General features: G+C 65.4%; 12 protein-coding genes. 8 read left to right on the forward strand and 4 right to left on the reverse strand.

What is annotated here, in order from left to right:
* Positions 1-74: 74 nt before the first annotated feature.
* Positions 75-935, reverse strand: coding sequence for a LysR family transcriptional regulator (locus QA639_RS15940; protein WP_050387089.1), 861 nt, complete (start codon positions 933-935; stop codon positions 75-77).
* A 91-nt stretch (positions 936-1,026) separates the two neighbouring features.
* Here QA639_RS15940 and QA639_RS15945 point away from each other — a divergent pair, with 91 nt between their 5' ends.
* Positions 1,027-1,869: an MBL fold metallo-hydrolase gene (locus QA639_RS15945; RefSeq protein ID WP_283090199.1), complete on the forward strand. Its 843-nt coding sequence runs from the start codon at positions 1,027-1,029 to the stop codon at positions 1,867-1,869.
* Here the strand turns inward: QA639_RS15945 and QA639_RS15950 are convergent.
* Genes QA639_RS15950 through QA639_RS15960 form a run of 3 tightly spaced genes read right to left on the reverse strand, consistent with a single transcriptional unit; the run spans position 1,866 to position 5,336 of the window.
* A complete protein-coding gene (locus QA639_RS15950) occupies positions 1,866-2,486 on the reverse strand; it encodes a DUF1254 domain-containing protein (protein WP_283090200.1) in 621 nt (206 codons plus the stop codon). The genes QA639_RS15945 and QA639_RS15950 overlap by 4 nt on opposite strands.
* Positions 2,483-3,061: a DUF1214 domain-containing protein gene (locus QA639_RS15955; protein ID WP_028331627.1), complete on the reverse strand. Its 579-nt coding sequence runs from the start codon at positions 3,059-3,061 to the stop codon at positions 2,483-2,485. Before QA639_RS15955 ends, QA639_RS15950 begins: the two co-directional genes overlap by 4 nt.
* Position 3,062: 1 nt before the next feature.
* The gene (locus QA639_RS15960) at positions 3,063-5,336 is read right to left on the reverse strand and encodes a transglycosylase domain-containing protein (RefSeq protein WP_283090201.1); all 2,274 of its coding nucleotides are present in this window, start codon (positions 5,334-5,336) and stop codon (positions 3,063-3,065) included.
* Between the two features lie 288 nt (positions 5,337-5,624).
* Here QA639_RS15960 and QA639_RS15965 point away from each other — a divergent pair, with 288 nt between their 5' ends.
* From QA639_RS15965 to QA639_RS15995, 7 genes are all read left to right on the forward strand, one after another.
* Complete coding sequence (locus QA639_RS15965) at positions 5,625-6,161, forward strand: YcgN family cysteine cluster protein (protein WP_028331625.1); 537 nt, start codon at positions 5,625-5,627, stop codon at positions 6,159-6,161.
* Between the two features lie 157 nt (positions 6,162-6,318).
* The gene (locus QA639_RS15970; protein WP_283090202.1) at positions 6,319-7,914 is read left to right on the forward strand and encodes an MDR family MFS transporter; all 1,596 of its coding nucleotides are present in this window, start codon (positions 6,319-6,321) and stop codon (positions 7,912-7,914) included.
* Positions 7,915-8,416: 502 nt separating this feature from the next.
* Complete coding sequence (locus QA639_RS15975; protein ID WP_157347391.1) at positions 8,417-9,640, forward strand: ABC transporter substrate-binding protein; 1,224 nt, start codon at positions 8,417-8,419, stop codon at positions 9,638-9,640.
* 94 nt (positions 9,641-9,734) lie between these two features.
* Positions 9,735-10,610 carry a branched-chain amino acid ABC transporter permease gene (locus QA639_RS15980; RefSeq protein ID WP_283090203.1) on the forward strand — a complete coding sequence of 292 codons (876 nt, stop codon included), beginning with the start codon at positions 9,735-9,737 and terminating at the stop codon, positions 10,608-10,610.
* Between the two features lies 1 nt (position 10,611).
* Positions 10,612-11,538 (forward strand): branched-chain amino acid ABC transporter permease, encoded by a 927-nt coding sequence (locus tag QA639_RS15985; protein ID WP_028331622.1) that lies wholly within the window; start codon positions 10,612-10,614, stop codon positions 11,536-11,538.
* Positions 11,539-13,017, forward strand: a complete 1,479-nt coding sequence (locus tag QA639_RS15990; RefSeq protein ID WP_028331621.1) for an ATP-binding cassette domain-containing protein — start codon at positions 11,539-11,541, stop codon at positions 13,015-13,017.
* A gap of 41 nt (positions 13,018-13,058) precedes the next feature.
* Positions 13,059-14,303, forward strand: coding sequence for an ABC transporter substrate-binding protein (locus QA639_RS15995; RefSeq protein ID WP_028331620.1), 1,245 nt, complete (start codon positions 13,059-13,061; stop codon positions 14,301-14,303).
* The last annotated feature ends 115 nt before the right edge of the window (positions 14,304-14,418 follow it).

Here is a 14,418-nt window from a genome sequence, read left to right on the forward strand (position 1 = left end):
GCTTTAGTGTCCTTATCGAATCCGAAGTTCGCTCCGAAGGTGCGGCAAATGATGCGAACTTCGGATTCGGGACGCTAGGCGCGCTTCGCCTTCTTCGCTGTCGATTTGGCCCGGCGACTGTTGGCTTGCCGCGGCAGGCTCGCAATGAATTCCTTCAGCGCATCGGAAGGCGGGTGGGCCGAGGGGTAGGCGAGGCCGACCTGGCGCGTCACGTCGATATCGATCGCGCGCATCGCGACATCAGGATTGCCGCGTGCCACGCCCTCGGGGACGATCGCGACGCCGACCCCGGCTGCGACCAGCGCCATCGCCCATTCCTCGGATTCCGCGATCGCCACCGGCTTGCGCGGCGGAGAGGCTCGCTTGAAGAATTCCTGCTGCTCGCAATGGCAGCGATCAATCATCGGAACGCCTGCGAAGTCGGTGGTCCGTAGCGTCTCCTTCAGCGTCAGGGGATGCGAGGGCGGCAGTGCCGCGACATAGCGCTCGCTCCACAGCGGGATGAAGTGCTCGCCGGCGCCGACCATGGTCTTGGCGACGATCCGCGCGTCGGCCTTCTCGCTGGCGCCGACCAGCCGGAGCGCAAGATCGGTGTTAGCGGTCAGCGGCTTCAGCAGTGCGATGGTCCGGGCCTGATCGAGCGTCCGCAACAGGCCGAGCGTCAGCGCCTGCCGCGTCGCCGGCTTGCGGAAGAGATTTCGCGCCGCGTCCGCCTCGTCGATGATCCTGCGGGCGATGCCGTGAAACTGCGCGGCTGAGGCGGTCGGGGCCATGCCTTTCTTGTGCCGGATGAACAGCGTGGTGCCGAGCTCGGCCTCGAGATTGGTGATCGCCGCCGAAATCGACGGCTGCGAGATGAAGCAGCGCTTTGCTGCGGCGGTCAGATTGCGCTCGCGGTAGACCGCGGCGAAGTAGCGGAGTTCGCGGATATCCATAGGTGTATCCTATCACATGGATAGAAAGACAATATTTTACCTATGGAAACGCGAGTGGCAAGTCTGCGCCCGTTACAGCGGAGGACCTGTCATGCGCATCCACCATCTCAACACCGGCACGATGTGCCCGATCGGAAAGCGGCTCGTGAACGGCAGCGGCAGCATCTTCCAGCGCGCGCGGATGGTCTGTCATTGCCTGCTGGTCGAGAGCAATGATGGCCTCGTGCTGGTCGACACCGGCATCGGGCTCGACGACATCGGCGACCCGCCGCGGCTCGGACGCAAATGGGTGCGGCAGACGACGCCGCGGCTCGATCCGGCCGAAACGGCGGTGCGGCAGGTCAAGGCGCTCGGCTTCTCGCCAGACGATGTGCGCCATGTGCTGCTGACGCATCTCGATCGCGATCACGCCGGCGGCGTACCGGACTTTCCGATGGCCAAGGTGCACGTCCATCGCAAGGAGTACGACATGGCAGTGACGCATCAGGTCGCGCCGCCGATAGGGCGCTACATCACGGCGCAGTGGCAGCACGGGCCGGACTGGACGTTCTATGGTGCCGACGGCGAGGACTGGTTCGGCTTCAAGGGCGTGCGCGCGCTCGGCGACCGCGAGCCTGACATCCTGATGATCCCGTTGCCGGGCCACACACTCGGCCATTGCGGGATCGCGGTGCGCGACAAGGACAGGTGGCTGCTGCACGCCGGCGACGCTTATTTCCACCACGCGCAGCTCGATGCCAGGCCGCGGATCCCGCTGGTGCTCGGCATGTTCCAGCGCCGGGCGGACATGGATCGCGCGACGCGCATCCAGAACCAGGAGCGGCTGCGGCAATTGAAGGCGGCGCATGGCGCCGATGTGATGATCGTCAACAGCCACGATCCCGTCGACTACGAGACCTGCCGCTGCGGCCGGCACGCGCTCGCAACCAACTAGCGCTTGCGGGCGGCGGGCGGCGAGGCCGGCACAGGCAGCGGCGGCGGCGCCTCCTGCTTGGCCGCGACCGGCTCGGTCTGCACCTTGCAGGAGGAGGCGGCGAGCGAGGCCTGCGCCTGCGGCATCAGGCCGGGCTCCGGCGCCAGCGCCTTCAGCAGGATCAGGCCGGTTGAGGTCGGCGAGTCGATGATCAGCCGGTCGGCGGCGGTGATTTCCTCGTCTTCCGGCAGCTCGTTGTGCTGCGCCTCCGTCATCAGGTCGAGTTCGATCACCTTCTTGCCGGCGGAGCGGTCGTTGATTGCGTAATAGGCGACCTCGTTGCGGGTATAGAACGACACCGACGTATAGGCCTGGCTGACCGGCACGGTGAGCTTGAGTGGACCGGTCGAGAGATCGTAGCGGCAGATCGCGACCGCGAAGGCCGGATCCATCAGCGGCATCGGCGAATGGCTCGGGTCGGCCAGCGGCAGCTGCGTCACCTCGTTGAGCTTGGTCATCGGCGTCAGCCGCGAATAGGCGTCCTGCGAGGCGATGCGCGGCAGCGCCAGCACGCTGACGAGATGCACCACGCCGCCGAGCAGCACGCCTGCGAGGATGGTGAGCAGCACGCGAATCATGGGCAGCCCGTCGTCGTGATCGAGGGCATCGGCGCGTCGCGCTGGGTGCGGGTCGCGACCCCGACCGGTGTGTCGTAGAGGCGCAGCATCAGCGCGTAGCGCTCGATGCCGCCGGTCGGCAGCCAGTTGCCGGCGCGCGAGCGCGAGGCGATGTGGATCTCGAACGTGCCGTCGGAGGCGCGCATGATCTCCTGGCTGGTGAAGCCGTAGCGCTGCAACGTGTTGGCGACCAGGTGCCCCTTGCGGTCGAAAAGCGTCAGCGTCCAGAACCGCGCCGCCGGCGTCACGCCGCTGACCACGATGTCGCAGCGGCCGTCGAGCGGCTTGTTCTTGTCGTCTGATGTCGCCGAGAACGCGATGCCGTCACCGGTGCCGATCGGCAGCTCGCCGCTGCGCGCGATGGTGGCGCGCGAATAGGGATCGACGTCGGAGGTGCCGCTCTTCGGCCGCGCGGTCCAGGCGCCGATCTTCAGCGTGCCGAGATCGGTGCCGCGCGTCGCCGTCGCGTAGGTCAGGCCGAGGCCGACGGCCGTGGCGATGACGAGTGCCAGCAAGGTGGTGAGGAGGAGCCGCACGTCAGTTCTTGCGTGGCGCTGCCGGTGTCGCGCCGTCCGGCCCGGCCGCGGCAACGTAGTTTTCGGGGAACGCCAGCGCGCTCGAGGACTCGGCCTTGCCGGTCTTCGAGGGCTCGTTCAGCGTGGTCTTGCCGGCGGTCCTGGCGGCGTCATCGAGCAGCTTCTCGACCCGCACCAGGATATCCGCGCCGCGCTTGGTCAAGACCGGCGGCGGGCCCGGCTTGGTTTCCAATACGCGCGGCGCCGCGTTGGCCTGGGCATTGGCCTGCGCCGGCTGCGGCGGCAGCTTCTGGCCCATGCCGACGCCGACGAGCTCCTTGACCTCCACGCCCTGATGCGCCGCGACCATGATGTCGTGCCAGGTTTGCGCCGGCAACGAGCCGCCGGTCATGCGGTTGGTCGGCGAATAGTCGTCATTGCCGTACCAGACCGCGCAGGTGAAGTTACCTGTGTAGCCGACGAACCAGGCGTCGCGATAGGCGTTGGTGGTGCCGGTCTTGCCCGCGGTCGGAATGCCGTCGAGCGCCGCGCGGCGCGCGGTGCCTTCGCTGACCACGTGGCTCATCATGCCGGCCATGTCGGCGGCGATGTTCGGCGGAATCGCCTGCCGCGGCTTCGGACCGTCGCGGTCCCAGCGCCAGACCAGGTCGCCGGCGCCGGTGCGCACCTCGAGCACGGAATGCGGCGTCACCGCCTTGCCGCGGTTCGGGAAGGTCGCATAGGCGACGGCATGCTCCAGCACCGTGACTTCGTCGGAGCCGATCGGCAGCGACGGCGTATCGGGCAGCGGCGCCTTGAGGCCGAAGCGGCGCGCGACCTCGACGATCTTGGCGCGGCCCGCCTTCGGTCCTTCCTTGCCGCCCATCATGATCGAGAGCTTGACCGGCACCACGTTGATCGAGCGGGTGATCGCCTGCGTCAGCGTGACCTGACCCGAATAGGAGTGGCCATAGTTCTGCGGGCACCAGTTGCCGATGCAGACCGGGCCGTCCACGATCTTCGAGTTCGGCGTGAAGCCGTTCAGCAGCGCCGTGGTGTAGACATAGGGTTTGAACGACGAGCCCGGCTGGCGATAGGCATCGGTGGCGCGGTTGAACTGGCTTGCACCATAGTCGCGGCCGCCGACCATGGCGCGGATGCCGCCGTCGAGATCGGACACCACGGTCGCGGCCTGCGTCGCGTGATAGTCGCGCCCGAACTGGCGCAGCTGGTTCTCGATCGCTTCCTCGGCTGCCTTCTGCACGTTCATGTCGATCGCGGTGCGGACCACGAAGACGCGCTCGGTGTAGGATTTCGGGAAGGTGTCGACCAGCTTGCGCATCTCGTCGAAGGCGTAGTCGAGATAGTAGTTCGGCGAGTTCTCGTCGCGCCGGTCGACCGCGACCGCGGGATTGCGACGGGCGCCGAACACCTGGCCCTCGGTCATGAAGCCGGCATCGACGAGGTTGTCGAGCACGACATTGGCGCGGGCGCGGGCCGCGGGCAGGTTGATGTGCGGGGCGTATTTGGTCGGCGCCTTGAACAGGCCGGCGAGCATCGCGGCCTCCGCGAGGTTCACGTCGCGCACCGACTTGTTGAAGTAGAAGTGCGCCGCGCCGTCGACGCCGAAGGTGCCGCCGCCCATATAGGCGCGGTCGAGATAGAGCTTCAGGATCTCGTTCTTGGTGAGCCGCGTCTCCAGCCAGATCGCGAGGAAGGCTTCCTTCACCTTGCGCTCGATGGTGCGCTCGTTGTTCAGGAACAGGTTCTTGGCGAGCTGCTGGGTGATCGACGAACCGCCCTGGCGGACGCCGCCGGCCTGCGCGTTGGTGACCAGCGCGCGGGCGAGGCCCGGCACGTCGATGCCGAAATGGTCGTAGAAGCGGCGGTCCTCGGTCGCGAGCGTCGCCTTGATCAGATTGTCCGGAAAATCTTCCAGCGGGATCGAGTCATTATGCTTGATGCCGCGGCTGCCGATCGGGTTGCCGTAACGGTCGAGGAAGGTCACGGCGAGGTCGGACTTCTTCAACCAATCCTCGTCGGCGGTCTCGCGGAAGGCGGGGATCGCGAGCGTCAGCATCAGGATCATGCCGCCGAGCCCGAGGGTCGCGGCCTCCGACAGCGGCTCGATGAACACCCAGCGCTTCCAGCGGCCAACATAGAAGCGGTCCATGAAGGTGGAATAGCGCTCATAGAGCTCGCGCAGGCCCTTGCCCGACGAGAACAGCGTCGAGTCGATACGCGCATCGAGGTCCAGGAAGAAGTTCCGGACCCTCTGTTTCCAATGCGACGGCATGATCTGAAAGGACCGGACCCTTGATCAGTTCGACAGCGCTGCGGGCGCCCAAACCGGGCACAGGGCAGCGTCTTGCTTCGATGTTGCGGCAATCCCAAGGCGCTTTTGCGTCGATGGGGACTCGTTCGTTGTTCTATCCGAGCGGCTGCCATAAACCAATGGCGCGGCTTGTGAATTTAATGGGAGCCCTAACGCTGCCCACCGGCTTTTTCGACTCCGCAATACCACCCCCTTGCGCAAGCGTTGCCGGCATCCCAAGAAGAGTTGCACCGCCATTCCAGGGATATCATGACCGCACCGCCCAAGCGCCCGTCGGACCAGGAGGGATTCTTCTGGAAAACCAAGACGTTGGAAGAGATGTCCAACGCCGAATGGGAGAGCCTGTGTGACGGCTGCGCACGGTGCTGCCTGGAGAAGCTCGAGGACGAGGACACCGGCAAGATCTATTTCACCCATATCTCCTGCAAGCTGCTCGATGCCGGCCTTTGCACCTGCAAGGACTACCCGAACCGTTCCGACCAGGTTCCGGATTGCGTCCGCCTGACGCCCGAAAACGTCCGGACGTTGAACTGGCTGCCGCCGAGCTGCGGCTACCGGCTGGTGGCCGAGGGGCGGGACCTTTATTGGTGGCACCCGCTGATCTCGGGCGATCCCAACACCGTCCATGAAGCCGGGGTCTCGGTGCGCGGGCGGGTGGAAGGCACCGAGCTCGACGTCAACGACGCCGATCTCGAGGATCATATCGTGCGATGGCCGGCGTTGCTGCCGAAACGGGCACAATTGAAGAAGCGGCCAAAAATGCTGGGCAAGACGACCAAAGCGTGACGTCGTCGCCGCGTCCGCGATCACGTCACCGCGAGAACATCGCGGCGGGATGCACCCATGCGCTGGGGTGCCTGCCTCAGCATTCAATTGCTGCATAAGTTGCGAAGCAGAGAATGATTCCATCGCGGGACGCGCCCGCAGCAGCATTACGCCTCAAATGAACAAGTATGAACGGCAGAGCCGGATTCCTGCCGACCAAGCGACATTGCCCGACGACATTGCCGAAGAGCTGTCCCGCCTTCCGAGCGAGGTGATCGAACTCAGCGAAGCGCCGCCGCTGGCGCCGCCGGCCCCGCTCAATCCGGACGAAGTCCGCACCATCGTCATCAGCCTGATGCTGACGATGTTCCTGGCCGCGCTCGACCAGACCATCGTCGCGACCGCGCTGCCGACGATCGGGCGCCAGTTTCACGACGTCACCAACCTGTCCTGGGTGATCACGGCCTATCTCTTGGCCTCCACCGCGGTGGCGCCGGTGTTCGGCACGCTGAGCGACATCTATGGCCGCCGGGTCATGATCATCACCTCGCTCAGCCTGTTCGTGGTCGGCTCGGTGCTGTGCGCGATCGCGCCCAGCATGACCATGCTGATCGTTGCCCGCGGCCTGCAGGGGCTCGGCGGCGGCGGCATCATGCCGGTGGTCCAGACCGTGATCTCCGACGTGGTGAGCCCGCGCGAGCGCGGCCGCTATCAGGCATATTTCTCCAGCGTCTGGATGGCCGGCGGCATCCTCGGCCCGGTGGTCGGCGGCGTGTTCGCCGAGCATCTGCACTGGTCGATGATTTTCTGGATCAATTTGCCGCTCGCGGCGGCGGCGCTGGCGCTGCTGCTGCCGAAGATGGGCAAGATCCCGGTGTTCCACCGCAAGCGCAAGGTCGACTGGCTCGGCGGCATCCTGCTGATGGCCTCGGCCGTGGTGTTGATGCTGGTGCTGACCTGGGGCGGTACCCGTCTGTCCTGGCTGTCGCCGACCATCACCGCGATGGTGGGCGCCTCGATCGCGCTCGCCGGCGCCTTCGTCTGGCACGCGCGCCGCGCCGACGAGCCGTTCCTGCCGCTGTCGCTGCTCGGCGGCTCGGTGGTGCCGTTTGCGATGGGGGCGGGCGGCTGTGCGCTCGGCGCCATGGTCGGCCTCACCGTCCACCTGCCGCTCTATTACGAGGTGGTCTATCACCTCACCGCCAGCGAGGCCGGCCTCGCGCTGATCCCGCTCGCGGCGATCTCGACCTTCGGTGCGGCGATCGCCGGCCGGACCATGGCGAAGGCCAAGCACTACAAGCGCGTCGCGATCGTCGGCACCTCGGTGGCGGCGATCTGCGCCGTCGGCATGGCGGTGACGACGCTGCCGCTGTGGGGATTGTTGCTGTTGATGAGCGTGTTCGCGCTCGGGCTCGGCACCACATTCCCGATCAGCGTGGTGTCGTTGCAGAACGCGGTGGCGCGGCCGCAGGTCGGCACCGTGACCGGCGCGATGAACTTCTTCCGCGCGATGATGGCCTCCTTCACGGTCGCCGCCTTCACCACCATCCTGCTGATGACGCTCGGGACCGACATCTCGCTCGCCGGCGAGCATCATGCCGGCTCCGCCAGCACCGTCAGCGCGATCCCGATGGCCGACATGATCCATGCGTTCCGCTACGTGTTCGGCGCCGCCGCCGTGCTGCTGACCACCGCCTCGATCTGCATGATCACGATGGAAGAGCGCCCGCTCGCCGGTCCCGCCGCCCACCCGCCGGCGGAGATGGCGGAGTAGGGGCGCTCGCCTCATTCACCAATGTCGTCCCGGCGAAAGCCGGGACCCATACGCCGCGGCGGATGTTGTGAATGGCACTCGTCGTTCCAAATCGCGTAACAATCAGCAACCGTGGTTGTGGGTCCCTGCTTTCGCAGGGACGACACTGAGCTTGTCGCACGGCCAGCGGGCAACAATCCGCGTTCTCGCGATGAATTGCCCGAGCCTTGCTTTTCGTTCAGCTCTCTCCGCTTCGCTCACCCTGCGTAATTTGCGCAGCGGGGAACGACGATCTGAGAGATCGGCGCCCCACGACCTTTTATTCCCCCTCTGCCTCAAATTTATTCAGCCGCACCGCGCCGACCCACTACTTTAGTCGCCGTCCATGCATGGCGATCTGCACGCAGTTTCACTTGCTGCGCATTTTGTCGCGGCTATAGTCGCGCCCCAAGAGCTCGAAGCAGCCGAAGAACAAGAGGAGAGAAACAGGGTGACAAGAACATCGCGACTCCCCGTGCATGCGATGCAGAAACTTGCAGGAGCGGCCGTGTTGGGCCTGTTGGCTGCGGCGCCCAGCGGAGCGCTGGCTGCCGACACCCTCAAGATCGGCGTGATCGCCGAAGCGCAGGCGATTGCCGGTGCATCGATCCCGCAGGCGGCGCAGCTGGCCGCCGACGAGATCAACGGCAAGGGCGGCATCGACGGCCGCAAGATCGAGATCGTCAGCTACGACAACCACTCGTCCTCGGCGGATTCGGTGCGTGCGTTCCAGCGCGCCGTCAACGAGGACAAGGTCAATGTCGTCATTTCGAGCTATATCAGCGAAGTGGTGCTGGCGCTCGAGCCCTGGGCTTCGCGCCTGAAGACACCGTTCGTCACGCCCGGCGCCGCCTCCAACGAGATCAGCAAGAGCGTCCACGCCGATTACGAGAAGAACAAGTACACCTTCCACGGCTACCTGACCTCGGCTGCGCTGGCGTTGTCGGTCTGCGACGCCGCCAAGGAGCTCCTCGTCGATCAGAAGCACATGAAGACCGCGGTCATCATGAGCGAGGATGCCGCGTGGACCAAGCCGCTCGATGTCGGCTACGAGGAGTGCCTGCCGAAAATCGGGCTCAAGGTCGTCGACCATATCCGTTTCTCGCCCGACACCACCGACTTCACGCCGATCTTCAACAAGGTCGAAGGCTCCAAGCCTGACGTGATCATCACCGGCATCTCGCATGTCGGCGTGCAGCCGACGGTGCAGTGGAAGAACCAGCAGGTGCCGATCCCGATGTTCGGCATTTCCTCGCAGGCGACCAACGAGACCTTCGGCAAGGACACCAACGACGCGGCGGAAGGCGTGCTGTATCAGGGCGTGTCCGGCCCGAACGTCGCGGTGACGCCGAAGTCGGTGCCGTTCGCGGAGGGCTTCAAGAAGCGCTACGGCAACTATCCGTCCTATGCGGGCTACACCGCCTATGACGAGGTCTACTACATCGCGGATGCGGTGAAGCGCGCCGGCTCGGTCGAGGCCGACAAGATGGTCGATGCGCTGGAGAAGACCGACTGGGAAGGCACCATCGGACGTGTCCAGTTCTACGGCAAGGACGATCCGTTCACCCATTCGATCAAGTACGGCAAGGGCCTGATCACCGGACTGATGCTGCAGTGGCAGGGCGGCAAGCAGGTCGCGGTCTGGCCGAAGGAGGTCGCCAAGAGCGACCTCAAGTTCCCGAGCTTCATCAAGCTCACCACCAACTAGCTGATGGCAATGCTCCCGGGCTGTTCCCGGGAGCATCCCTATTCAGTTCCGCGTCCTCCACAACAGGCAGCCTTGCTGCCGCGGCCAATCTGAGATGCTTGCCCTACAAATCCTGATCGATGGCTTTGCCATCAGCGCGCTCTATGCGCTCGGCGCCACCGGTTTCACCCTGATCTTCGGTGTCTCCGGCGTCCTCAACCTCTCCCACGGTGCCATCATGGTGGCCGCAGCGGTCGCGGCCTGGGCCGCGGCCAGCGTGCTGCACCTCGACATCTACACCGGCGCGCTGTTCGGTGTCGGCGTCGCGCTGATCGTGTCGTTCGCGACCTATTTCGCGGTCGTCAAGCCGATCCAGAATTCGAGGCGGATCCCCAACGAGGAGAAGGAAATCTTCGTCCTCACCGGCACGTTGCTGTGGGGCATCATGATCCAGGAGCTGATCGCCTATTTCTTCACCAACAACGCCAAGACGGTGTTGCCGATCGTCGAGGGCGTCGTCGATATTTTCGGCAACCGCACGCCGCGCAACAATATCTTCACCGCGCTGGTCTGCTGCCTCGTGATCGGCCTGCTGTGGCTGCTGGTGAACCGCACCAGGACCGGCAAGGCGGTGCTGGCGGCCTCGATGAACCCGCGCGGCGTCACGCTGCTCGGGCTCGAGCTCACCCAGATCTACATCGTGGTGTGGGGCATCTACGGGATTCTCGCCGGCATCGCCGGCGTGCTGCTCGGCATGTTCCTCGGCGTCAGCTCCTACAGCGTCGGGCCGCTGACCGCGAGCGCGTTCTCGATCGTCGTGCTCGGCGGCCTCGGCAGCGTGTCGGGCTCGCTGATCGCAGCCTTCGTCGTCGGCTATCTCGAGACCATCACGGCCTACATGATCTCGCCGGCCTATCGCACCATTCCGGCGCTGCTGCTTCTGGTGCTCGTGATGTATATCCGGCCTCAAGGCCTGCTCGGGAGGCGCTGAGATGGCCAGCTTCTTTTCCTCGCGCCTGTTCTTCATTTCGCTGGTCTGCGTGGTGATCGCCGCGACGCTGCCGTTCTACGTCTCGGGCTACATCCTCGGGCTGCTGACCGTCGCGTTCTATTTCGGCGTGTTCGCGATGGCCTGGGACCTCTTGTTCGGCTTCGCCGGCGAGGTCAATTTCGGCCCGACCTTCCTGATCGGCACCGGCGCCTACACCGCCGGGATCCTCAACAATCAGTTCGGCTGGTCGGTCTATCTCTGCATCCTGCTCGGCGCGCTGGCCTCGGTCGTCGCAGGCTTCGTGCTGGCGCTGCCGGCGCTGCGGGTGAGGGGGCCGTATTTCGGCCTGACCACGCTGGTGGCGGTCTTGATGCTGCAGAACTTCGTCGTGGTGTTCGCCGATCTCACCGGCGGCGAGATCGGGCTCACCATCCCCGACGTCATCACCATCAATGCCGGTGCCAATTACTGGATCGCGCTCGGCTTCATGACCGTGAGCGCGGCCATCCTCTATGGCCTGTCGCAATCGCCTGTCGGTCTCGTGCTGCAGGCCAGCGGGCAGGACCCAGTGCAGGCCGGCGCGCTCGGCTTTAACATCGTCAAGCACAAGCTCGCAGCCTTCATCGTCAGCGCCTTCTTCTCGGGATTGTCGGGCGCGCTGCTCGTGTTCTACTTCGGCACCGCCTCGGTCGGCACAGTGGTCGACGTCGCGGTCGGCGTGAACGTGATCGTTTCCGCCGTGCTCGGCGGCCGGCGCACGGTGCTGGGGGCCGCGCTGGGCGCGATCTTCCTGATCGTCGCCGGCGAATTCCTGCGCCCGACCGGCGAGCTTGCGACCTTCATCGTCTCGGCGGTGGCGCTGCTCGTCGTCCTGTTCTTCCCCGGCGGTTTCCTCGGAGCGGCCCTGTCACGCGAGGCGCGCTCTTAAATGGATCAGACTGTGACCACAGCAACGCTCACCGTCCGCGGGCTCACCAAGCGATTCGGCGGGTTGACCGCGGTGAAGAACCTGTCGTTCGATCTGCATCCCGGCGAGATCCTCGGCCTGATCGGGCCGAACGGCTCGGGCAAGTCGACCGCGATGAAGAGCGTGATGGGCATCGAGCGCCCGACCGCGGGCGAGGTGCTGTTCGAAGGCGAGAACGTCGCCGGGCTGCCTGCGCACAAGATCGCGCGCAAGGGTTTTGGCATGGTGTTCCAGCACTCGCGGCCGCTGAATCGGCAGACCGTGCTGGAGAACATCATGGTCGCGCTGTTGCCCGACAGCCTGTTCATGCTGTTTCCCGACAAGGCGCTGACCGAGCGCGCCAAGTGGATCGCCGAGCGCGTCGGGTTGGGGGCAGTGATGGACCGCCGTCCGCCGACGCTGCCGTTCGCCGACCTGCGCCGGCTGGAGTTGGCGAAGGCGATCGCGCGCGACCCCAAGGTCGTGCTGGTCGACGAGCCCTTCGCCGGTCTCACCAGCGCCGAGGTCGGCACCTTCTCCGCATTGATCCGCAGCTTCCGCGACGAGGGCCGCGCGGTGATGCTGGTCGACCACAACGTCAAGAGCGTCGCGGCGCTGGTCGACCGCGTGCTCGCGATGTATCTCGGCGAGGAGATCACGACCGGCCGCGCCGAGGACGTGATGAAGAACGAGACCGTGCGGCGGGTCTATCTCGGCGGCGCGATCGAGACCCATGCGCGGCCCGAGACCTCGTTCAAGGACAAGGTGCCGCTGCTGCAGGTCGAGAATGTCAGCGTGCATTACGGCAAGGCGCAGGCGCTGGAGAACGTCTCGATCCACGTCCATGAGGGCGAGTTCGTCTCCGTCGTCGGCCTCAACGGTGCCGGCAAGACCACACTGTTCAACACCATCTCGGGTTTCCTGCCGTATACCGGCGAGATCCTGCGCGGCGGGCAGCCACTGCGCGGCACGGGACCGGCGAAGATCGCCCGCTCCGGCCTCGTGCAATGTCCGGAATCGCGCGAATTGTTCGGCGAGATGACGGTGCGGGAGAATCTCGACCTCGGCGGCCAGCATCTCGACGACGCGGCGAGGGCCAAGCAGCTCGCCTGGCTGTTCGAGCTGTTCCCGATCCTGAAGGAGCGCCAGGGCCAGATGGCGCAGACGCTGTCCGGCGGCGAGCAGCAGATGCTGGCGATCGGCCGCGCGCTGATGATGCAGCCGCAGATCCTGATCCTGGACGAGCCGACGCTGGGGCTTGCGCCGGTTATCCTCGAGCTGCTGTCGAAGGCGCTGGAGAAGCTGCGCCAGACCACCAAGATCACGGTGCTGCTCGGCGAGCAGAACGTGACGTTTGCGCTCCCGCATGCCGACCGCGTCTATGTGCTGGAGCACGCGCGGATCGTCTGGGAAGGCGATCCGGGCCGGTTCGCCGCGGAGGCCGGCAAGGACTTTCTGTGACGTTCGATCATTAACAACAAGAAAGCAAAGCAAGGGAGATCATGATGACAGCATATTCAACCGCGACCCGCGTCAGCCTGTTGGCCTCGGCGCTCGCGCTCTGCCTCGCGGCGCCGGCCTATGCGCAGTCCAAGGACCCGATCAAGATCGGCATCATTGCCGAAGTGCAGTCGATCGCGGGTGCGGCGACGCCGGGCGGCGCGCAGATTGCAGCCGACGAGATCAACGCCAAGGGCGGCGTAATGGGCCGCAAGATCGAGATCGTCACCTACGACAACAAGAGCTCGTCGGCCGATTCAGTGCGCGCCTTCCAGCGCGCGGTGAGCGAGGACAAGGTTTCGGCCGTGATCGCGAGCTATATCAGCGAGGTCGTGCTGGCGCTCGAGCCGTGGGCTGCGCGGCTGAAGATGCCGCTGATCACGCCCGGCGCCGCTTCGAACGAGATCACCAAGGCGATCCACAACGACTATGAGAAGAACAAGTACACCTTCCACGGCTACCTGACCTCGGCCGCGCAGGCGCAGCTGGTCTGCGACGCGGCCAAGGAGCTGTTGGTCGACCAGCTCAAGTTCAAGTCGGTCGCGATCATGAGCGAGGACGCGGCCTGGACCAAGCCGCTCGATGTCGGCTACGAGGCCTGCCTGCCGAAAGCAGGCCTGAAGGTGGTCGAGCACATTCGCTTCTCGCCCGACACCACCGACTTCACGCCGATCTTCAACAAGATGGAAGCCGCCAAGCCCGACGTGATCGTCACCGGCATCTCCCATGTCGGCGTGCAGCCGACCGTGCAGTGGAAGAACCAGCAGGTACCGATCCCGATGTTCGGCATCAGCGCGCAGGCGCTGAGCCCGACCTTCTGGGGCGACACCAATGGCGCGGCCGAGGGCGTGCCCTCGCTCGCGGTGGCAACGCCCGATGTTGCCGTCACGCCGAAGACCAAGCCGTTCGCGGCGGCGTTCAAGGCCAAGTTCGGCACGCCGCCGGCCTATACCGGCTACACCGCCTATGACGAGGTCTACATCATCGCCGAGGCGATCCAGCGCGCCGGCTCGACCGATCCGGACAAGATGGTGACCGAGCTCGAGAAGACCGACTTCGAGGGCACGATCGGCAAGATCCAGTTCTACGGCAAGAACGACGAGTTCACCCACGGCATCAAGTCCGGTCCGGGCGCGGTGACCGGCCTCGTGTTCCAGTGGCAGGGCGGCAAGCAGATCACGGTCTGGCCGAAGGCGATCGCCGAGGGCCAGATGAAGTTTCCGAACTTCGTGAAGCTGTCGCAGTAGCAGACGTACTCGCCGTCATTGCGAGCCACCCGGTAGGCGCGAAGCGCCGCCGGATGACAGGCTCCGCGAAGCAATCCATCATACCACTCGGGATGGATGGATTGCTTCGTCGCTT

The sequence above is a fragment of the Bradyrhizobium pachyrhizi genome (assembly GCF_029714545.1).
GTDB lineage: Bacteria > Pseudomonadota > Alphaproteobacteria > Rhizobiales > Xanthobacteraceae > Bradyrhizobium > Bradyrhizobium pachyrhizi.

What these genes read in the sequence shown, in the direction of transcription:
- QA639_RS15940 (WP_050387089.1), bottom strand. Translation starts at nt 935, where the DNA reads ATGGATATCCGCGAACTCCGCTACTTCGCCGCGGTCTACCGCGAGCGC.
- QA639_RS15945 (WP_283090199.1), top strand. Translation starts at nt 1,027, where the DNA reads ATGCGCATCCACCATCTCAACACCGGCACGATGTGCCCGATCGGAAAG.
- QA639_RS15950 (WP_283090200.1), bottom strand. Translation starts at nt 2,486, where the DNA reads ATGATTCGCGTGCTGCTCACCATCCTCGCAGGCGTGCTGCTCGGCGGC.
- QA639_RS15960 (WP_283090201.1), bottom strand. Translation starts at nt 5,336, where the DNA reads ATGCCGTCGCATTGGAAACAGAGGGTCCGGAACTTCTTCCTGGACCTC.
- QA639_RS15965 (WP_028331625.1), top strand. Translation starts at nt 5,625, where the DNA reads ATGACCGCACCGCCCAAGCGCCCGTCGGACCAGGAGGGATTCTTCTGG.
- QA639_RS15970 (WP_283090202.1), top strand. Translation starts at nt 6,319, where the DNA reads ATGAACAAGTATGAACGGCAGAGCCGGATTCCTGCCGACCAAGCGACA.
- QA639_RS15975 (WP_157347391.1), top strand. Translation starts at nt 8,417, where the DNA reads ATGCAGAAACTTGCAGGAGCGGCCGTGTTGGGCCTGTTGGCTGCGGCG.
- QA639_RS15980 (WP_283090203.1), top strand. Translation starts at nt 9,735, where the DNA reads ATGCTTGCCCTACAAATCCTGATCGATGGCTTTGCCATCAGCGCGCTC.
- QA639_RS15985 (WP_028331622.1), top strand. Translation starts at nt 10,612, where the DNA reads ATGGCCAGCTTCTTTTCCTCGCGCCTGTTCTTCATTTCGCTGGTCTGC.
- QA639_RS15990 (WP_028331621.1), top strand. Translation starts at nt 11,539, where the DNA reads ATGGATCAGACTGTGACCACAGCAACGCTCACCGTCCGCGGGCTCACC.
- QA639_RS15995 (WP_028331620.1), top strand. Translation starts at nt 13,059, where the DNA reads ATGATGACAGCATATTCAACCGCGACCCGCGTCAGCCTGTTGGCCTCG.